This window comes from Psychrobacter sp. Ps3 (assembly GCF_022129275.1).
GTDB classification, from domain to species: domain Bacteria; phylum Pseudomonadota; class Gammaproteobacteria; order Pseudomonadales; family Moraxellaceae; genus Psychrobacter; species Psychrobacter submarinus.
On the sequence record NZ_JADQAL010000044.1, the window covers coordinates 1 to 19,408 of the forward strand.

15 protein-coding genes and 1 tRNA gene are annotated in these 19,408 nt (G+C 44.9%); 6 read left to right on the top strand and 10 right to left on the bottom strand.

What is annotated here, in order from left to right; all coding sequences use genetic code 11:
• Positions 1 to 148: 148 nt before the first annotated feature.
• Positions 149 to 2,146, top strand: a complete 1,998-nt coding sequence (gene tkt, locus I3248_RS10875; protein ID WP_238063731.1) for a transketolase — start codon at positions 149 to 151, stop codon at positions 2,144 to 2,146.
• A gap of 429 nt (positions 2,147 to 2,575) precedes the next feature.
• Positions 2,576 to 2,896, top strand: a complete 321-nt coding sequence (locus I3248_RS10880; RefSeq protein ID WP_201601245.1) for a hypothetical protein — start codon at positions 2,576 to 2,578, stop codon at positions 2,894 to 2,896.
• A 206-nt stretch (positions 2,897 to 3,102) separates the two neighbouring features.
• Here the strand turns inward: I3248_RS10880 and I3248_RS10885 are convergent, their stop codons facing one another.
• On the bottom strand, positions 3,103 to 3,696 hold the full coding sequence (locus I3248_RS10885; RefSeq protein ID WP_238063733.1) for a YceI family protein: 594 nt from the start codon (positions 3,694 to 3,696) through the stop codon (positions 3,103 to 3,105).
• 136 nt (positions 3,697 to 3,832) lie between these two features.
• Here I3248_RS10885 and I3248_RS10890 point away from each other — a divergent pair, with 136 nt between their 5' ends.
• Positions 3,833 to 4,804 (top strand): NERD domain-containing protein, encoded by a 972-nt coding sequence (locus I3248_RS10890; RefSeq protein WP_238063735.1) that lies wholly within the window; start codon positions 3,833 to 3,835, stop codon positions 4,802 to 4,804.
• Positions 4,805 to 4,816: 12 nt separating this feature from the next.
• Here I3248_RS10890 and I3248_RS10895 read toward each other — a convergent pair whose 3' ends face one another.
• The 8 genes from I3248_RS10895 to I3248_RS10930 all read right to left on the bottom strand — a co-directional run bounded on the left by I3248_RS10895 (position 4,817) and on the right by I3248_RS10930 (position 14,637).
• Complete coding sequence (locus tag I3248_RS10895) at positions 4,817 to 5,788, bottom strand: peptide ABC transporter ATP-binding protein (RefSeq protein ID WP_058023780.1); 972 nt, start codon at positions 5,786 to 5,788, stop codon at positions 4,817 to 4,819.
• Entirely contained in the window at positions 5,785 to 6,858 is a 1,074-nt protein-coding gene (locus I3248_RS10900; protein WP_238063737.1) for an ABC transporter ATP-binding protein, read from the bottom strand. The genes I3248_RS10895 and I3248_RS10900 overlap by 4 nt, the downstream gene beginning before the upstream one ends.
• Position 6,859: 1 nt before the next feature.
• Positions 6,860 to 7,774 carry an ABC transporter permease subunit gene (locus I3248_RS10905; RefSeq protein ID WP_238063739.1) on the bottom strand — a complete coding sequence of 305 codons (915 nt, stop codon included), beginning with the start codon at positions 7,772 to 7,774 and terminating at the stop codon, positions 6,860 to 6,862.
• Between the two features lie 157 nt (positions 7,775 to 7,931).
• Positions 7,932 to 8,948 carry an ABC transporter permease subunit gene (locus I3248_RS10910; RefSeq protein WP_058023778.1) on the bottom strand — a complete coding sequence of 339 codons (1,017 nt, stop codon included), beginning with the start codon at positions 8,946 to 8,948 and terminating at the stop codon, positions 7,932 to 7,934.
• 242 nt (positions 8,949 to 9,190) lie between these two features.
• A complete protein-coding gene (locus I3248_RS10915) occupies positions 9,191 to 10,831 on the bottom strand; it encodes an ABC transporter substrate-binding protein (RefSeq protein WP_238063741.1) in 1,641 nt (546 codons plus the stop codon).
• A 623-nt stretch (positions 10,832 to 11,454) separates the two neighbouring features.
• A complete protein-coding gene (locus I3248_RS10920) occupies positions 11,455 to 11,781 on the bottom strand; it encodes a DUF779 domain-containing protein (RefSeq protein WP_058023776.1) in 327 nt (108 codons plus the stop codon).
• Positions 11,782 to 11,981: 200 nt separating this feature from the next.
• Positions 11,982 to 13,010 carry an alcohol dehydrogenase AdhP gene (adhP, locus tag I3248_RS10925; protein WP_238063743.1) on the bottom strand — a complete coding sequence of 343 codons (1,029 nt, stop codon included), beginning with the start codon at positions 13,008 to 13,010 and terminating at the stop codon, positions 11,982 to 11,984.
• 100 nt (positions 13,011 to 13,110) lie between these two features.
• Entirely contained in the window at positions 13,111 to 14,637 is a 1,527-nt protein-coding gene (locus I3248_RS10930; RefSeq protein ID WP_238063745.1) for an aldehyde dehydrogenase family protein, read from the bottom strand.
• A 266-nt stretch (positions 14,638 to 14,903) separates the two neighbouring features.
• On the opposite strand from I3248_RS10930, the gene I3248_RS10935 reads away from it, so the two are divergent.
• The 3 genes from I3248_RS10935 (at position 14,904) to I3248_RS10945 (ending at position 18,325) form a co-directional block, all read left to right on the top strand.
• Positions 14,904 to 16,847, top strand: a complete 1,944-nt coding sequence (locus I3248_RS10935) for an AAA family ATPase (RefSeq protein WP_238063747.1) — start codon at positions 14,904 to 14,906, stop codon at positions 16,845 to 16,847.
• A 125-nt stretch (positions 16,848 to 16,972) separates the two neighbouring features.
• The gene (locus I3248_RS10940) at positions 16,973 to 18,172 is read left to right on the top strand and encodes a type I glyceraldehyde-3-phosphate dehydrogenase (RefSeq protein WP_238063749.1); all 1,200 of its coding nucleotides are present in this window, start codon (positions 16,973 to 16,975) and stop codon (positions 18,170 to 18,172) included.
• Positions 18,173 to 18,234: 62 nt separating this feature from the next.
• Positions 18,235 to 18,325: transfer RNA gene (locus tag I3248_RS10945), tRNA-Ser, on the top strand.
• A 128-nt stretch (positions 18,326 to 18,453) separates the two neighbouring features.
• On the opposite strand, the gene I3248_RS10950 is transcribed toward I3248_RS10945, so the two are convergent.
• A complete protein-coding gene (locus I3248_RS10950; protein WP_238063752.1) occupies positions 18,454 to 19,182 on the bottom strand; it encodes a hypothetical protein in 729 nt (242 codons plus the stop codon).
• Positions 19,183 to 19,408 lie beyond the last annotated feature (226 nt).

Genomic DNA, 19,408 nt, shown 5'->3' on the forward strand with positions numbered 1-19,408 from the left:
GAACAATTTTAGCGATCAGCAGTGCCTATTTGCGAATGTTCAACACGCCCTAATTATCGAGCGCGCGCAGTTATTACGCTCTAGTCTTATTACTCAATCGCTTTTCCTTTTGTCTTCTTGACTTATCATCCGAATATTAGGACCTGCTATGCCTACCCCAATTAATGAACGTAAACTTGCTAATGCTATTCGTGTGCTCTCGTTTGACGCGGTACAAAAAGCCAACTCAGGCCACCCCGGCGCGCCGATGGGTATGGCCGATATCGCTGAAGTGTTATGGCGCAAGTTTTTGAAGCATAACCCTGCTGATCCTAACTGGCATAACCGTGACCGCTTTGTATTATCAAACGGTCATGGCTCGATGCTGATTTATTCATTATTGCATCTTTCAGGGTATGACGTCAGCGTTGACGATCTAAAAGGCTTTCGCCAGCTGCATTCAAAGACGCCAGGTCACCCAGAGCTGGGTTATACCCCTGGTGTGGAAACGACGACAGGTCCACTAGGCCAAGGTATCGCTAATGCGGTAGGTTTTGCTATCGCCGAAAAAACGCTTGCCGCGCAGTTCAACCGTGACGGTCATGAAGTTATCGACCATCATACTTATGCGTTCTTAGGCGATGGCTGCTTAATGGAAGGCATTAGCCATGAAGTCTGCTCGCTTGCAGGAACGTTAGAGCTGGGTAAACTAGTATTTTTCTATGATGATAATGGCATCTCTATCGATGGCGACGTCGAAGGCTGGTTCACCGATGATACACAAATGCGCTTTGAGAGCTACGGCTGGCAGGTGATCAAAGTCGATGGTCATGATACCGACGCCATTACTCAAGCGACCGAGCAAGCGATCAATGAGACGACTCGTCCAAGCTTAATCATCTGCAAAACCACTATTGGTGCAGGTAGCCCAAACAAGCAAGGCAAAGCTTCTAGCCACGGCGCGCCGCTTGGTGATGATGAAATCGCGCTAACTCGTGATGAGCTGGCATGGAAACACGCGCCATTTGAGTTAGATGATGAGATCTATGAAGCATGGGATGGCAAGGCCAAAGGCGATGTCATGCAAAAGAACTGGAACGCGACCTTTGAAGGCTATAAAAAAGCCTATCCAGAGCTTGCAGAAGAGCTGATGCGCCGTCTAAATGGCGAGCTACCAAGCGACTTTGAGGCTCAAGCAAAAGACTATATCCAGCAAACTCAAGAAGCAGGCGGTGATGTCGCCAGTCGTAAAGCCAGTCAAAACGCGATCAATGCGCTACAGCCTTTGCTACCTGAAATCATGGGTGGTTCAGCGGATCTGGCTGGCTCAAACTTAACCCTTTTCAAAGACGCCAAGGGTATCGAAACCGACGCTGACGGTAACTATATTTACTACGGCGTACGTGAGTTCGGTATGACCGCGATTGCTAATGGTATCGCGCTACATGGCGGCTTTATCCCTTATGTTGCGACCTTCCTGATGTTTATGGAGTACGCGCGTAATGCAGTGCGTATGGGCGCATTAATGAAACAGCGTGTCATTCATGTCTATACGCATGACTCTATCGGTCTGGGTGAAGATGGTCCAACGCATCAGCCTGTTGAGCAATTGACGAGTCTGCGTACTACGCCAAACTTGCGCACATGGCGTCCGTGTGATGCGACTGAATCTGCAAGTGCTTGGGTAGAAGCAATCAAGTCTGAAAACAACCCATCAGCGCTTATCTTTAGCCGTCAAGGCTTACCACATCAAGCGCGTGATACAAGCCAAGTCGCTAATATTGCTAAAGGTGGTTATGTACTAGCGAAAGAGCAAGGTAAGCTGCAAGCCATTATCATCGCTACCGGTTCAGAAGTCGGCCTTGCGATACAAGCATACAAGACACTTAGCGAAAACAGTGTAGGCGTGCGCGTGGTCTCTATGCCGTGTGCTGAGATCTTTATGGAGCAAGATGCCAGCTACCGTGATTCAGTACTACCTGCTGCTATCCGTGCCCGTGTCGCAGTCGAAGCAGCGCATGTGGACTACTGGTATAAGTTCGTTGGCCTTGATGGCAAAGTCATCGGCATGACCACTTATGGCGAATCAGCACCTGCTAGCGACTTGTACAAAGAGTTTGGTATTACAAGCGAGGCGGTGGTTGAAGCGGTAAATAGTTTGGTTTAATTTGTAGGCTGGGGCTTTAGCCCAGCACTTAACTATGGTTTATAGTTGAGTTAATGACATTATTGAGCAGAGCTACTGGATTATTCTGGTGGCTCTTTTTATTGCTTCGTTTCTGCCGAGGGACGAGGCGCGCATAAGCTTTTAAAGAAAACTGAGCCATGTCTCGCATATTTCACAATTATTAAAATGCTCGCATCTAGAGGCTATTTTTCCCTAATTTAGTCCATTACACCTGTATTGAGATTAAGGTAGTGTTCCATAGTAAACCATGATTCGTGTTGTCTCTAGTTTGCCGATCTACAGACAGATTAAGGGCGTGTACCTGTTTTGTAGTGACGCGTTGATTAGACAGGGATACTGACTTACTATCGAATGTCAGCATTATCAAGTTTAAAGAGAGTTTATATAATCTGATAAAGGAGAGCTATTATGTCGAATAAATCTGCTAATAACCAAGCGAAAGATGATATTACCTTAAGTAAAAAGGCAAAAAAGCAGCTGAGTAAGCTCAATAAACTGCGTCAAAAAGAGCAAGATAAAATAGATAAAGCGCGTCAAAAAGAGTTAGCTAAAGTTGATAAGGTCCGTCAAAAAGAGCAAGACAAAGTGGATAAGAAGATCCAAGGCTTGATAGATGATATCAATCAAAAAGCGTTAAAAAAGCAAGAAAAAATAGATACTAAGATTCAGAAAAAAAGAAATAAAATAGATAAAGCCGGTATCGAACAGGATCAGCCTTGGCAGTACTAACAAGGCAATGTTAAAAAGACCTGACAATTACTGTAATAGTTAGGTCTTTTACTACTTATCTATTGCTATTAGAACAGGGTATAGATAATACATACTCATTAGCAATCAAACTAAAATCCGGCGTAAAACGTCAATAACAAACGTTTGGCGCTGGGTTTTTATGCTTAAGTCAAAGCGTCATAAATATTACAGTCGCTGTATTCCCTTTAGTTTGCCGCTACAAGCTGTCCTGTGATGTTAATCGGAATGACTGTACCCACCATATTTGGGAAGGCGGTCACGCCATAATTGAGGCGATTCACTTTACCAATAGCTTGAAAGTTTAAAAACGGACGCGCGGTTTTGGGGTCTTTTTTGACATCAGATAAGACTACTTTTACGGTTAAAGGTTTGGTTTTTCCCAAAACCGTAAAGTCGCCTGTGACATGCGCTTCTTTGGCATTAATCATGCTGACCTTTTTGGAGACAAATCTCATAGTCGGGTATTTAGCTGTGTTGAGTAGCTCCTTGCGCCGCAAAAAGGCATTACGCAAATTGCCACCAGCATCAATACTGCTCGTTTTTACAGTAAAATTAACGGTAGTACTTGTTGGGTTCTTTACATCGTAATTGATAGAACCATCCATGTTATGAAACTGGCCTTCAACCGTACCATTCCCTAAATATGCTACCTCAAAGTCGACTTTGGTTTTTGGGGTATCTAACTTCCATTTTTGAGGCACTGCTGCCATCACAGGTAGTGATAATAGTAAGCTGGCGCTAAGCGCAGTTTTTAGTAGTGTGCTGCTGACAGTATTCATAAAGTTAGTCCAAAAAGCTAGTATTTGGTAGTAAAAATAATTGGATAGCATATCGCATTTATAGGCTTATGTTGTATTATTAAGGTTTTATTCAAGCGCTTTATACTGATAAATAGAGATAAAAACGATGTCCTTGATGTCCAGCTTTAAAGGTTTCTTAGGTGAAACCGTCATCAACGTCGCCATGTGGCTAAAGCTTGACAAAGACATTTATCATCGCCTAAACAATGTCACCTTGCCATTAGTCAATGACGGCAGTACGCAAATCGATCATATTATCATCTCTGTATACGGCATCTTTGTCATTGAAACCAAAAACTATAAAGGTTGGATATACGGTAGCGAGAACCAAAGACAGTGGACGCAAGTCTTTCCTAATGGAAGTAAATACAAATTTCAAAATCCGCTACGTCAAAACTACTTACATATTAAGACGCTCGCAGATTTATTAGGGTTGAAGCTGAGCTACTTTCATTCGATGATTGCTTTTATCGGTGAATGTGAGTTGAAAACCCGCGATGAATTGCCCGAACATGTATTGACTAGTGGCATGGTCTCGTATGTAAAGAAAAAGCAATATAAGATACTCACTGAAGACGAGGTCAAATCCATTGTTGAGCAGATAGAAAGCAATAGGTTTAGTAAATCATGGCGCACCAATCGGCAGCATAAAGCTTATCTAAAAGATAAGCATAGCAATGGTAGTAAGAATACTGATAATCCCACACCTGAGTCTATAATAAAAGAAACTGTTGATAGAACTATCCTAAAGAGTAGAGAAGTGCATCGATGGTCTGGTCAAACTGAGGTTGAATCTACCGCATTACCAATTGATAGTCTAAATACTCAGCAAATAATCAAACCGCATGATATGGCTGATAAGGTTTTTCTTACGCCATTTGAGATTATAGAATATGAGCCACAGGTGGAAGAACCTGAGATACTTAAAGCGACAGAAGATAACGCTAATCTGATTCAAACACCAGCTTGCCCGAAATGCAACGGCGAGATGGTCAAACGTGTGGCAAAAAATGGCGCACGCCAAGGACAGTCCTTTTATGGGTGCGCGCAGTTTCCTAAATGCCGCGGTGTGGTGAATATTACTTAGCCGTTAGTCCTTTTACCCATATATTTCTTCCAAACGCAGACAAGCCACCAATCGACCATCCCATTCGCGCAGTTGTGGCTCGATTTCGCTGCACTGCGAGGTCGCATATGGACAGCGTTTATGTAGAGCGCAGCCACTTGGCGGATTAAGCGGGCTTGGTAGCTCACCTTGTAGCGTCAAATCTTTCTTTTGGCCATTTACTGTGGGTGCAGCCGCCAGTAATGCGATGGTATAAGGATGCTTTGGCGCATTATAAATGGCTTCTTTCGGCCCGTGCTCGACGGCTTGACCTAAATACATGACCATCACATCATCAGCGACATGACGTACGACTGACAAGTTGTGTGAGATAAAGACGTAGGCAGTACGATACTCATCTTGCAAATCCATAAACAGATTTAAGACTTGCGCTTGAATCGACACATCAAGTGCAGAGGTAGGCTCATCAGCGACGACGATTTTAGGATTGAGCATCATCGCGCGGGCGAGGGCAATCCGCTGGCGCTGACCACCCGAAAACATATGTGGGAAACGCCCAGCATGTTCAGGACGTAGGCCGACATTTCTCATCATCTCATTGATTTTGTCACGCTTTTCTTCTTTCGACAGGTTGGTATGAATATCCAACGGCTCTGTCAGTTGGTAGGCGATAGTATGACGCGGATTCAAGCTACCATAAGGGTTTTGGAAGACCATTTGAATTTCGGTACGTAAGTCTTTGAGCGCCTTTCTACTATAGCCAGTGGTGGCTTCGTCGTTGATAAAAAGCTCGCCCTGCGTCGGCTGCTCGATGAGTGTCAGCTGGCGGGCAAGGGTAGATTTGCCGCAGCCTGATTCACCAACGACTGCCAATGTCTTGCCAGCCTCAAGCTCAAAAGAGATACCGTTCAGCGCTTTGACGTGCGCTTTTGGTTTACCCAATCCTTGCGATACAGGATAGTGCTTGTGTAGATTGTCTGCTTTTAAAACCACTTTATTACTCATACTTGTGACTCCAAAATAGCAGCGTGAGAGATGGGGGTGCGAGCAGTAGGATCGGCATAAATGCAGCGCACTTTGCCATTTGGTGTGTCCAAAATAGGCGGCGGCACGTCACAAGCAGGCTCTTTATATGGGCAGCGAGGAGATAATAAACAGCCGCTTGGACGATCATATTGGCTTGGTACGACACCGGGCAAGCTGTTCAGTCGATCTTGACCGATAGCCAACTCAGGAATGGCTTGTAATAGTGCCTCTGTATAAGGGTGTGCAGGATGTTGGAAAACCTCTGGCACGGTACTGGTTTCAACCACTTGTCCAGCATACATGACCGCGACATCACGCGAGTTTTGTGCAACAAGGCCCAAATCATGGGTGATCAGTACCATTGCCATCTGTTTTTCGCGTTGCAATCGACCGAGCAAATCCATGATCTGCGCTTGTACGGTGACATCAAGTGCGGTCGTTGGCTCGTCTGCGATGAGCAGTTTTGGTTCACACGCAAGCGCCATCGCAATCATAACGCGTTGGCTCATACCGCCTGAGAGTTGATGTGGATACACTTTGAGTCGGTTTTTGGCGTCAGGCATTTCGACCAACTCTAACAGCTCTAATATGCGTGCCTGTACTGCTGCACCGCGCAAACCAAGATGCTTGCGCAGTACTTCACCCAGCTGCATCTCAACGGTAAAGCTTGGATTGAGGCAAGACATCGCGTTTTGAAAGATCATGGAGATGTCTTTGCCAATGATGCCGCGTTTTTCTTCGGCAGGCATACTGATCATATCTTTATTATCAAACATCACTCGCTTGGCGCGGACGGTGGCAGACGGCGGCAATAGTCCCATTAGCGCCATCATCGTGACTGACTTACCTGAGCCGGATTCACCAACGACAGCGATGACTTCACCTTGTGTGATTTTTAAAGACACATCATCGACAGCACGAAAGGCACGCTTTCCTTGACCAAAAGTGACCGACAGGTTTTCAATATCCAATAACAGCGGCGCGTCTGTTGTTGATGCACCATTCATAGAAGTATGAGCGGTAGGCGTTTTAATTAAAGGTTCAGTCATCTTAGGTCACCTGCTTTAATTTGGGATCGAGCGCGTCACGCAGGCCATCACCCGTCAAGTTAATCGACAATGCAGCCAAGAAAATAGCGATACCTGGCCAAATAGCGAGCCAAACATTACTTTGAATGTATTGACGAGCCGTACCGAGCATCGCGCCCCATTCAGCATCAGGTGGCTGTACCCCAAAGCCTAAGAAACCAATCGCACCCGCTTCTAAAATAGCAGAGGAAAAAATCATCGTTGCTTGTACGATAAGCGGTGCCATGCAGTTGGGTAGAATCGTGATAAATAATAAACGCAGTACGCCAGCACCCATCACTTGCGAGGCGATAAAGTACTCACGTTGTAGCTCTACCATTGCGGTGGCGCGAGTCAGACGAATAAAAGGCGGCGTACAGACCAAAGCGATGGTAATAATCGTATTGGTCATAGAGGGCCCTAAGATAGCGGCAATGATGATGGCTAGTAGTAAGCTTGGATAAGACATCAAAATATCATTGACCAGCATGACCGCTTTGCCCCAAACTTTGGGCCAAAAGGCAGCACTAAGTCCTAAAGAGATGCCGACTAGCATCGCAAGGGTCGTCGCGCTCAGACCGATAAATAAAGAGTAACGCGCGCCATACATCACCCGAGACAAGGTATCTCGTCCAGCATCATCAGTGCCTAGCCAAAACATCGCATCACCACCACTTAAAAAGGCTGGCGGCAATTGCTCTTGGCCGGTAAATAACTCATAAGGGTCATGGGGGGCAATTGCGGGCGCGAGTATGGCAACAATAACCATTAGCATGAGAATAATAAAACCCAGCACCGCGCCCTTGTTTCGGCAAAAGGTCGATAAAAATAGTTGCCAAGACGATGGCGGTGTGGCAGCCATCAGATTGACATCAGAGGGGAGAACAGAAGGCTTCATGAGCAGTTCCTATAGTGGCTAGCGCAGTGACATTTTTTAGAATTTTGTTCCTAAAAAAGTACTAAGCATTGCTAAAACATCACTTCAGCGCCAATCATCACTATTTATAATATAAATATTTATCAATGTGACATTGCAACATTGTGACATTGTGACATTAAGAGGTATGTCGAATACGTGGATTGATCAGACCATACAAAATATCAATAAATAAACTGACCAAAATCAAGGCAGTAGCGACCAGTAAAATACCGTTTTGCACAATGGGGTAATCACGAGTAAAAAAGCCATCGAGAAGCCAATTACCAACACCCGGCCAGCTAAAGATAGTCTCGGTAATAATCGCGCCTGCAAGCAAGGTTGCCATTTGTAAGCCAACCACAGTGACGACAGTGATTAGCGCGTTACGCATCACGTGTACCATGATCACGCGGCGTGGCGATAAGCCCTTGGCGCGAGCCGTACGCACATAGTCTTCATCCAACACTTCCAGCATCGCAGAGCGTGTCATCCGCGCGATCATCGCGAGTGGAATGGTCGATAGTGCAATCGATGGCAAGATAAAGTGTTTGACCACATTCCAAAAAGCGCCCGGTTCCCCTGAGGTGAGAGAGCCAAGCAACCATGAGCCGTACAAGGGATGAACATCTAAGAACTGTGCGACAGAGATCACACCAGCAACGGGTAAAAGGCCAAGATAGTGAGCGAATATACCAGTTAGGATAGGTCCCAATAGATAGATCGGCATCGAGTATCCTGCCAGCGCCCCTGACATCAGAGTATAGTCAATCCAAGTACCACGGCGTAGCGCGGCAAAGATACCTAAGCTCACACCAATCACACTAGCAATGACAATCGCACATAGCGCCAACTCTAACGTTGGAACGAAGTGTGCAAAAAAGTCTTGTAACACAGGAGAGCGAGTACGAAAGGATTGACCAAAGTCACCCGTCAATATACCCGTCAAGTAATCCCAGTATTGAACGATAAGGGGTTTGTCTAATCCCAGTCTTTCTAGGGCGCGAGCATGTAGCTCTGGATCCACCATACGCTCACCCATCATGATTTCGACTGCATCGCCTGGTACGAGACGGATCAGAGTAAAAGTCGATAGCGTGAGGCCAAGATAGACAGGAATAAGAATGGCGATACGGCGCAGAATATAAAGTAGCATGGGCTGCTCAATAGTTGTGATTCAATGAATGGAGTAGTAGCAATGAATGAGGTCGTCCGTAACCATGCCCTTAAATGACCAAGCACTTAAATCAAAAGTACTCAAGTGAAAGGTGCTCAAATGAAAAGTATGTGAGTCAAAAAACAATCAACTCATATAAATACGGCTGGAACAGAGATTCTGAGCCAGCCGAATACAAATCAAATAATAGTGCATGTCGTACCGGACGTAATTAGCTAAGGCTATTCAACGTTCACGCCATCGAAACGTACAGCACCAAGTGGACTGATTTTGAAATCCACAATGTTTGGTGCAGTGAACACGGTAACTACCGAATGCGCCATAGTCGTCCAAGGAAGCTGCTCTTTGAAGATCTGCTGAGCTTGTACATAGTCATCCACACGCTCATCTTGATTGGTGACCTGACGTCCTTTCATGACCAAATTATCAAAGTCTTTATTACACCAACGTGAGTAGTTATTACCACCGACCGCGTCACAAGACAGTAATGAGCCCAACCAGTTATCTGGATCACCATTATCACCCGTCCAACCTGCCAAGATCACATCAGGCTCGCCTTTCGCCGCGCGTTTTAGGTATTCGCCCCACTCATAAGTAACCAGTTTGGCATTGACGCCAATCTTCGCCCAATCTGCTTGGAGCATTTCAGCCATGAGTTTGGCATTAGGGTTATATGGACGTTGAACAGGCATGTACCATAAGTCGATGTTCATATTGTCCGCGCCAGCTTCTTTAATCAGCGCTTTTGCTTTTTCAACATCATAAGGTGCATCTTTTAAAGAGTCGTCGTAGCCCCACTGCGTAGGCGGCATTGGGTTGGTTGCCTTGAGACCTTCGCTTTGATAGACAGCATTGATGATCGCGTCTTTATTGATCGCCATATCCAATGCTTGACGTACTTTAAGATCACTTAGCTTTGGCTTTTCAACGTTGTAGCCCACATAACCGACGTTAAAACCTGGTTGATCAAGAACGGTGGCTTTACCAGATTTTTTGACCGATTCAATTTCGGCAGGTTTTGGATATGCCGATACATGACATTCACCCGCTTGAACTTTTTGCGCACGAACGGCTGAATCTTTAGTAATAACAAACACAAGGTTGTCGATGTAGATGTTGTCTTTGTCCCAATAGTCTGGGTTTTTGGTATAACGGATTTGCGCGTCTTTTTGATAGGACGTAAAGACGAAAGGCCCAGTACCAACAGGTTTGTTATTGATATCAGGCTCATTACCAGAGGCCATCAACTGATCTGCATATTCAGCAGAGTTGATATAAGCAAATGGCATCGCTAGGTTTTGTAAAAATGGGGCATTGACTTCGTTAAGCGTGATTTTGACAGTATAGTCGTCGACCTTTTCGATATTTGAGATGATGTCAGGTAATCCCATGCCAACTGAATAGGGGAATTCTGCAGGGTAAGCTTTGTTAAATTCAAAGTCTGGGTTGGTGAGACGTTTTAATGTAAAAATCAGATCGTCTGCGTTGAAATCGCGACTTGGTGTGAAATAATCGGTTTTACCGAACTTGACGCCTTTTCGAAGATTAAAGGTATAGGTCTTACCATCTTCGCTAATATCCCAGCTTTCAGCGAGTCCTGGCTGAATTTCAGTCCCATCTCTTTTAAACTGTACCAAACCGTTATAGATAGGATAAGCACTTGCATCAAAATCGGTGCCGGCGGTGTACTGTGCGGGATCGAAACCAGCTGGGCTGCCTTCTGAACAATAAAGTAGGGTTTTAGCGGCTTTTGCATCTGAGCTGACAACAGACTCGTCAGTGGTTTTATTGTCGCCACTACAAGCACTCATACCCAAGATAAGCGTGGTCAACAGCGTCAGTTTAAAAAATGATTTTTGCATTTTACGTCCCATGTAATGATAGGTAGTTGCTTATAAATTGCTATGCCTGTCTGAGGAATTAGCAAACTTTCAACTGCTTTTGGTATATTTATTTTAAAGATATATTCTTTACAAAAAGATACATATATAAAGTTGAGAAAGATTTAATTTATATAATGTAGGACATATCGTTATAAATAAGTCGTTTGAATATACTCTCATAAATAGTGATAATGCAAGAAATCTTTGAAATAATTTAATAAAAAAGACGATTTCTATTATTTTAGAGAGCTAATACAACCAAAAAAGGTAACTTTTACGAATTTCGACAGTAAAATTCATAATAAAAAGTTATTAATATACATGTATATTAATAAATTAGTTACTTTTCGGATACAAATATTTTTATTGTTGTGATGATAGACAAGCGTATAAATGACAATGATTTGTAAAAATCAGTGGATTATTGAGCAGCTGCTGACTATTTGGTGCGGTAGCTATTAGATGCTGTGGTTATTAGGTGCTGCTATGATTTGTTTTCATTAAATCAGCCAGTTTTTCCCCAATATCATAGGACAAGCTAAGACTGTCATATGGGGTACATTATTTAAGATTAATGCTACCTAGTTTTGCGTCAAACGTCCTTATATCGTACAGATTTCTGAGCGTACGATAAAGCGTTTGCCTTCAGGGATTTCTAACGAAAAACTCGCACCGCGACCATTGACGACATCAATGGTCAAATCGGTATGCTGCCATAGATTGTATTGTGCGCGCCCCATATAAAATGGACAGCCAACAAGCTCACCAACCAGCACATCCTGACCGCCTACCTTAAACTCTCCTAATGGATAGCACATCGGCGAGCTACCATCACAGCAGCCACCTGACTGATGAAACATCAGCTTTCCATGCTTGGACTTTAGTAGCTCAATCAACGCCTTACACGACTCTGTTGCTGCCAGTTTCATATCGTACTCCTTCTTATAGCCCATCCATGGTTTATATAATTGCTCTCTAGTATCAGTATGCCACAGTCAAATCAAAAAGGTCGCATCATCTTTAGACACATCACAACTGGCATATGACTAAAAAGATACGACCTTCGGCTGATAATTGACAGTTGGAATAACTATGTAATAAGCTTATAACACTGTCATTTTACTATCCGTTATTGATTATAGTCTATGACGATACGACCTTCGATTTTGCCATTACGCATCCGCTCAAAAATATCATTGATGTTCTCTAACGGCTCAGCTTTGACGGTCGCTTTGACTTTGCCAGCCGCTGCCATATCTAGCGACTCTTGTAAGTCAAGACGTGTGCCAACGATAGAGCCACGTATGGTGATACCATTGAGTACAGTATCAAAGATTGACACCGGGAAGTCGCCAGTGGGGAGCCCGTTACATACTAAAGTACCACCGCGACGTAACATGCTTAAGGCTTGATCAAAAGCTTTTGATGATACTGCAGTGACTAACACGCCATGAGCGCCACCGATTTTTTCTTGTAGCAACTCGCCTGGGTCTGTATTTTTGGCATTTACCGTCACTGTTGCCCCCAGCTTTTTAGCGAATTCAAGTTTTTCGTCATCAATATCGACCGCAGCAACATTAAGTCCCATAGCCACAGCATACTGTACCGCCATGTGACCGAGGCCGCCGATACCTGAAATCACTACCCAATCACCAGGCTTGGTATCCGTCATTTTTAGGCCTTTATAGACAGTGACACCTGCGCATAAGACAGGGGCAACCTCTACAGAGTCGACGCTTTCTGGGATAATGCCTACATAGTCGGCGTCCGCCAGGACATACTCTGCAAAGCTACCATTGACCGAATAGCCTGAATTTTCTTGCTTTAGGCACAACGTCTCCCAGCCACCTAAACAATGAGTACAGTGTCCGCAAGCAGAGTAGAGCCAGGGCACACCGACTCGGTCGCCTTCTTTGACGTGATGGACGTTGTCGCCGACAGAGGTGATGATACCGACGCCTTCGTGTCCAGGGATAAATGGTGGACTTGGTTTGACTGGCCAATCTCCTTCAACGGCATGAAGGTCCGTGTGACAGACGCCTGAGGCCTCCATTTTTACTAAGATCTGACCGGCACCTACGGTTGGGATGTCTACTTCTTCAATCTGTAGCGGTTGATTAAACTCATGCAGGACAGCTGCTTTCATTTTATTAGCCATGTTATTTACTCCTTGAAACTACTTTATAGATTAATGCTTTATAAACATTAATCAGTGAGGCGCTTTATGGGTTTAATCATAAAGCGCTGTGAACAAGTGTTTAAAAGAAGCCCATTGCTTTAGGACTATAAGAGACCAGCATGTTTTTGGTTTGCTGATAATGGTCGAGCATCATTAAGTGGTTTTCGCGTCCAATGCCGGATTGCTTGTAACCGCCGAATGCAGAATGCGCAGGGTAGACGTGATAGCAGTTGGTCCATACGCGTCCAGCTTGAATACCACGTCCGAAGCGGTAAGCCTTGTGTACACTACGCGTCCAAACGCCAGCGCCAAGGCCGTATAGCGTATCATTAGCAATACTCATCGCTTCTTCATCGTCTTTAAAAGTCGTGACCGCAAGTACGGGACCGAAGATTTCTTCTTGGAACACGCGCATGTCGTTAGTGCCCTCAAAAATAGTCGGCTGTACATAGTAGCCATCGCCAAGATCGCCGTCATGTTTGGCACGCTCGCCGCCGACCAATACTTTTGCGCCTTCTTTTTTGCCGATATCTAAGTAAGATAAGATTTTCTCTAATTGATCAGAGCTGGCTTGCGCGCCAATCATAGTATCGGTATCAAGTGGGTTGCCCATCTTAATGGCTTTGACGCGCTCAACACAGCGTTTGATAAACTCATCATAGATACTCTCATGCACCAGCGCGCGTGAGGGACAAGTGCAGATCTCGCCTTGATTGAGCGCAAACATCACTAGACCTTCAACGGCTTTGTCTAAGAAATCATCATCTTCATCCATGACATCGGCGAAGAAAATATTAGGGCTTTTGCCGCCTAACTCCAAGGTGACTGGAATGATGTTTTCACTAGCGTACTGCATGATTAGGCGACCGGTGGTAGTCTCGCCGGTAAAGGCGACTTTATTAATACGCGGATTAGAAGCCAGCGGTTTACCGGCTTCAACGCCAAAACCATTCACTACGTTAAGGACGCCTTTTGGCAAGATATCGGCAATGCCAATGGTCTCTAGCATAAATAGGATAGAGACGGGGGTTTGCTCGGCAGGTTTTAGGACAATGCAGTTACCCGCAGCGAGAGCCGGAGCCAGTTTCCATACTCCCATTAGAATCGGAAAGTTCCAAGGAATAATTTGACCGACTACGCCTAAAGGCTCATGGAAGTGGTAAGCGACGGTATCTTCATCAATTTGGCTGATGCCGCCTTCTTGCGCGCGAATGGCGCTGGCAAAGTAGCGAAAATGATCAATCGCGAGAGGGATATCAGCGGCTAAGGTTTCGCGCACTGCCTTGCCATTCTCATAACACTCAGCAATGGCGATGGCTTCAAGGTTCTCTTCCATCTTGTCAGCGATTTTAAGTAGTAGATTCGCGCGCTCAGTGACGCTGGTTTTGCCCCAAGCGTCTTTGGCCGCGTGTGCAGCATCTAAAGCTTTTTCGATATCGGCTTCTTTTGAGCGTGCCACTTGGCAGATGGTTTTACCATCGATAGGACTAGGATTATCAAAGTATTCGCCATCGACTGGTGCGACCCATTCGCCATTGATAAAGTTATCGTATTTGTCGCGGAATTGAACTGGGCTATTTTCAGTATTAGGGGTGTCATATAACATGGAGCTTTCCTTTTTATGAGTGAATAAATCTTCCTGACTTTAGCTATTGCTATCTGTCTATCGTACTGAGCTTTCACAAGAAGCGATAGCAACTTTTAATAATAATGGTTTTACGTTCATATAACTTTTGGTTTGTTAAGCTTGCCTCGTTAAAATAGTTTGCAAAGCGTGCGTAGCTGTTATAATTGCTGCCAAACATTTGGCTCCTTGTCGGCCCAAAGCTGCTTATCGAGTCTTTTTTATCTTTTGTTAATTGGTCTAGGTTTATGCGTCAATCTTCTGCTCTTAATATTCTAAAAACCGGTAAGAACGTGTTTTTGACCGGCTCAGCAGGCTCAGGTAAAACCTATACGCTTAACCAATATATTCATTACTTACGTGCGCGCCGCGTACCTGTAGCGGTGACAGCCAGTACAGGTATTGCAGCCACTCATATGAATGGCATCACCATTCATAGTTGGTCGGGCATCGGTATCAAAGATGAGCTGACGGAGCGGGATTTGAGTAACTTGGCGCGCAAGCAGTTTTTGGCCGATAGACTCAAAGACACCGCGGTACTTATCATCGATGAGATATCTATGCTGCATGCCAAGCAGCTCAATCTAGTCAATCAAGTGCTCAAACACGTCCGCAAAAATGATAACCCCTTTGGCGGGATTCAGGTCGTCGTCGCAGGCGACTTTTTTCAGCTGCCGCCTATAGGTAGTAAAGGCGAGAGTAATCGCGATAAGTTCGCTTTTATGAGTGAAGCATGGCTCGATGCAGGCTTTCGCATCTGCTATCTATCTGAGCAGCATAGACAAGAGAGCGCGGCTGCCGATGGTGGTCTTGATTTGGACGATATCTTAAATCAGATCCGCCGTCAGGATGTCAGCTTTGAAGCGATTGCGGCGCTTGAGAACACCTTTGATCAAAACGTCGATATCAAGCGTACGCGGCTATATACCCATAACCTCAACGTCAATAAGATCAATGACAAGGAGCTTGCGGCACTAGAGGGTGAGACGAGACGATTTGAAGCCTCATCTGTGGGTGAGAGTAAGCTGGTAGATACTCTAAAGAAGACCGTACGCACGCAAGATGAGCTGATCCTAAAAGTTGGCGCGAAAGTGATGTTCATTAAGAATAACAACGAGCTTGGCGTCTCAAACGGTACGATGGGTGAGCTGATTGGCTTTGCGGCGGTAAAAGTCGATGACAGCAAGGCTAAAGATAAAGCCAAAAGTGATGCCAAAGCGGATATGGCCGAAGATGACATGATTGCTATCGACGATGAAGATAGTAGCAAAACAGCAGATAAAGATAAAAAAGCCAAAGCCAACACCAAAGATAAGTCCTCAGCCGCGCCAAAAATGCCAGTGGTTAGGCTGAATTCAGGGCGCGAAGTCATCGCTGAACCAGAAGAGTGGATTATTGAAGATGAGACAGGCGATGTGCTCGCTAGCTATGAGCAAGTACCATTGTGTCTGGCGTGGGCGATTACGATTCATAAATCGCAAGGCATGACTTTAGATGCCGCAGAGATTGATCTGTCGCGCACTTTTGAGTTAGGTCAAGGCTATGTAGCTTTATCGCGATTGAAGTCTTTAGAGGGACTGAAGCTGCTGGGCATGAATACTATGAGCTTGCAGCTAGACCCGTTAGCCCGCGGCGCAGATAAGCGTTTCTTAGAGCTCTCAAATGAGGCGGACGCTAACTATGCTATGCTCGATGAAAAAAGCCTACAGCAAAGTCATGATAAATTTGTACTCAAATCAGGGGGCACGACTAGTCAAGCAGTGATTGAGGCGTATGCTAAGCTACAAAAAAGACGCCGTGAGCAAGATAAAGCCCAGCAAAATAAAAAACAGAAACTGGGCAACCAAGTCGCTGATAAGTCTGAAGCAACCTTACTCGCGACAAAAGCGCTGTTAGAAGAGAGCCTATCTATCATTGAGATTGCGCAGACGCGAGAGCTAGCACAATCGACGATTATGCGTCATATTAGCGAGCTTAAAGCGCAAGATCCGAGTCTGGCCTGCGATCATCTGCGTCCTGATGATGAGGTTATGACCGCCGTAGGTAATGCCTATGTCGCCATAAAAGTTGCCAATAATCCTAATGACTTCAATGATGATGGTAGCATCAAGCTTAAGCCTATTTATGAGCAGCTCAAGCAAACGATAGACTATAATACGATACGTTTGGCGCTGATATTTATCACGCCGTAGTCTAGATACGATGCTACTCTAGAAACCTCGCAAATCTAGTCATCAACTCAGCTATTACTTAGACTCAGTCGTCAGCCGAACGGTTTAAAGCCACTCTATCTTCTATATTTATAGCGATATTATTTATGTCTGATGTAAAGCCTAAAAGCCAAAACAAAACGCCGCAGACCAAAGCGAGCTTAATAGAAGGTACCAGCGTGCGTAAACGGCCGCTCAGAGTCGCTATTAATGGTTTTGGACGTATAGGACGCAACGTACTGCGCGCACTGATAGAGCGCTTTGAAGTACTTGGCAATGCCATCCATTTGGTGGCTATTAATGATTTAGCGCCGGCTGATACGCTGCTGCACTTACTTAGATTTGATAGCACTCATGGACGTTTAAGTGCCCTTGGCGTTAGTGCTGAGATTATAACCAATACTGATAGGCACAGCGATACTGACACACACAGCGATACTGAGACTCAGCTTTGTATCACAAAACACACTCGGACTTACTGTATTCGTATGCTCTCAGAGGCCAATCCTGAGCAGCTGCTATGGCAGACCTTAGGTATCGATGTCGTGCTAGAGTGTACTGGCCATTTTCGCTCTTATGAGCAGGCTTACCGGCACATTGATGCCGGAGCAAAGCAGGTCATTATTGGCGCGGCTCCTTTCGATGATGTCGAGGCGTGCATTGTGATGGGCGTCAATGCTGAACAGTTAACCAATGATCTTCCTATTGTTTCAAGCGTTTCTTGTACCACTCAGGCGCTAGTACCTTTGATTGACACTTTAGACCAAGCCTTTGGCGTGCGCTCTGCAATGATGACAGAGATACATGCCGTCACCGCTGATCAGACCGTGCTGGATCAAGCGCACCGCGATCTGAGACGTGCGCGTGCTTCTGGGCACAACATTATTCCAACCACTTCTAGCAGTATCGCCGCCACTGAGCGCGTATTGCCTGCTATGGCCGGTAAGATTAATGGTCATTCTATTCGCGTGCCTACTATTAATGTCGCTGCTATTGATGTCACCTTTGTCTTTGACAGTGCAGACGTCAGTATCGATGCGATCAGAGAAGCCCTGCAGACGGCTAGTGACGGATCGTTAATAGGCATTATGGCTTATACTGATGAGCCGTTAGTCTCTAGTGATTTTATCCATCAGCCTGAATCACTGATTATTGATGGTCAGCAATTAATGCAAGTTGGCGACCAATACAAGGTGTTTGCTTGGTACGATAATGAATGGGGCTATGCCAATAGACTGCTAGATATGTGCCTGCATTTGGCGAACACCAACGTCTGCGCGCGCAAGAAACGCCTATGGTTAAAATAATATAGTTTTTTTTGCTTCAGCTATTGCATTTTTATTTGAGGTCGCTATAATGTTGCACCTATGGAGACGTGGCAGAGCGGTTGAATGCACCGGTCTTGAAAACCGGCAAGGGTTCATAGCCCTTCGAGAGTTCGAATCTCTCCGTCTCCGCCAAATTTGTTCTATGTGAACATAAAAGCCCTTATCTGAATGGATAAGGGCTTTTTTTATGGCTACGTTTTACGAATATATTTTTATAAACATATTCAGTCTTTTTGCAATATCAATGCATTTGACAATGACTATTCTAAGGCTTTATCGAATTCGAATATTTGTCCATCAGTGAGCGTCAAAGTCCCTTCATTAATCTCTATCGTCACATCTTGTGCGTTTCTAATCGCGCGCATGACGTTGATATTCTCGATACTTGTTTCGATAATTATCTTGCCTGACTGTTCAGGCTCGATAGGAGTGGCGAATTGAGTCAAGGGGACATTGAACGCTTTACCTTCTTTTAACTTAGCGTCTTTCATCAATAACGAACCCTTAAAGCTCTCGATAGGGGTATCACCATGGTTGGAGAGCATAAATTGTAGCTTGACCTGGTTTAGGCTATCGCTATCGCTGGTCTTAACGGGTAATAGCGCTATAGGATAAGTCTGGGCGTTGATACCAGTGGGCTGATTCGTGGCGACTACAGGGCTTTTTTCGCCAGTTGGGTTATTAGGGTGCAAGCGTTCATACTCGCGCTGTTGTAACAAAGCTTGCCTGATTGTCGTGCGCGGCATCGCTCCTGAATCATAAGCATCACTGAGTTTCATACGTAGCATATAGCGGCTTAGCAGCTGTCGATCGCTTTCAGATAATTGCTCAAAAGTTTTGCCTAGTTTTTCTTGCCATTGATCAGAGTCGGTAGGAATAGTCTGTTTCGTTGGGTCGTTTTGCGGCATTGAGCAGCCATTGATGACCGGCATGCTTAGTGACACTGTGAAGAGTACAACGGCTAACTTCCTTATTTCTCTCTTGTTCATCACCTCTCTCCTTATAGCGTTTAGTTGGATAGTTATTATTTTCAGATCAGTGAAGGCTGTTTAGCTATAATATACCTTGTTTATGTGCGCTGTGGATTTAATTATCTTTGTTTATCAAAAGCATTTTGCGATAAAGAGTCTGAGAAATTAGAAAAAAGGGTGGTGTTTAGAGGGGTTGCAAACAGTTAAATAAAATATATACAAACCTACCTATTTATTACTATAA

Bases quoted from the DNA above. Each gene is read 5' to 3' on its own strand.
- tkt (WP_238063731.1), top strand. From the start codon at position 149: ATGCCTACCCCAATTAATGAACGTAAACTTGCTAATGCTATTCGTGTG.
- I3248_RS10880 (WP_201601245.1), top strand. From the start codon at position 2,576: ATGTCGAATAAATCTGCTAATAACCAAGCGAAAGATGATATTACCTTA.
- I3248_RS10885 (WP_238063733.1), bottom strand. From the start codon at position 3,696: ATGAATACTGTCAGCAGCACACTACTAAAAACTGCGCTTAGCGCCAGC.
- I3248_RS10890 (WP_238063735.1), top strand. From the start codon at position 3,833: ATGTCCAGCTTTAAAGGTTTCTTAGGTGAAACCGTCATCAACGTCGCC.
- I3248_RS10895 (WP_058023780.1), bottom strand. From the start codon at position 5,788: ATGAGTAATAAAGTGGTTTTAAAAGCAGACAATCTACACAAGCACTAT.
- I3248_RS10900 (WP_238063737.1), bottom strand. From the start codon at position 6,858: ATGACTGAACCTTTAATTAAAACGCCTACCGCTCATACTTCTATGAAT.
- I3248_RS10905 (WP_238063739.1), bottom strand. From the start codon at position 7,774: ATGAAGCCTTCTGTTCTCCCCTCTGATGTCAATCTGATGGCTGCCACA.
- I3248_RS10910 (WP_058023778.1), bottom strand. From the start codon at position 8,948: ATGCTACTTTATATTCTGCGCCGTATCGCCATTCTTATTCCTGTCTAT.
- I3248_RS10915 (WP_238063741.1), bottom strand. From the start codon at position 10,831: ATGCAAAAATCATTTTTTAAACTGACGCTGTTGACCACGCTTATCTTG.
- I3248_RS10920 (WP_058023776.1), bottom strand. From the start codon at position 11,781: ATGAAACTGGCAGCAACAGAGTCGTGTAAGGCGTTGATTGAGCTACTA.
- adhP (WP_238063743.1), bottom strand. From the start codon at position 13,010: ATGGCTAATAAAATGAAAGCAGCTGTCCTGCATGAGTTTAATCAACCG.
- I3248_RS10930 (WP_238063745.1), bottom strand. From the start codon at position 14,637: ATGTTATATGACACCCCTAATACTGAAAATAGCCCAGTTCAATTCCGC.
- I3248_RS10935 (WP_238063747.1), top strand. From the start codon at position 14,904: ATGCGTCAATCTTCTGCTCTTAATATTCTAAAAACCGGTAAGAACGTG.
- I3248_RS10940 (WP_238063749.1), top strand. From the start codon at position 16,973: ATGTCTGATGTAAAGCCTAAAAGCCAAAACAAAACGCCGCAGACCAAA.
- I3248_RS10950 (WP_238063752.1), bottom strand. From the start codon at position 19,182: ATGAACAAGAGAGAAATAAGGAAGTTAGCCGTTGTACTCTTCACAGTG.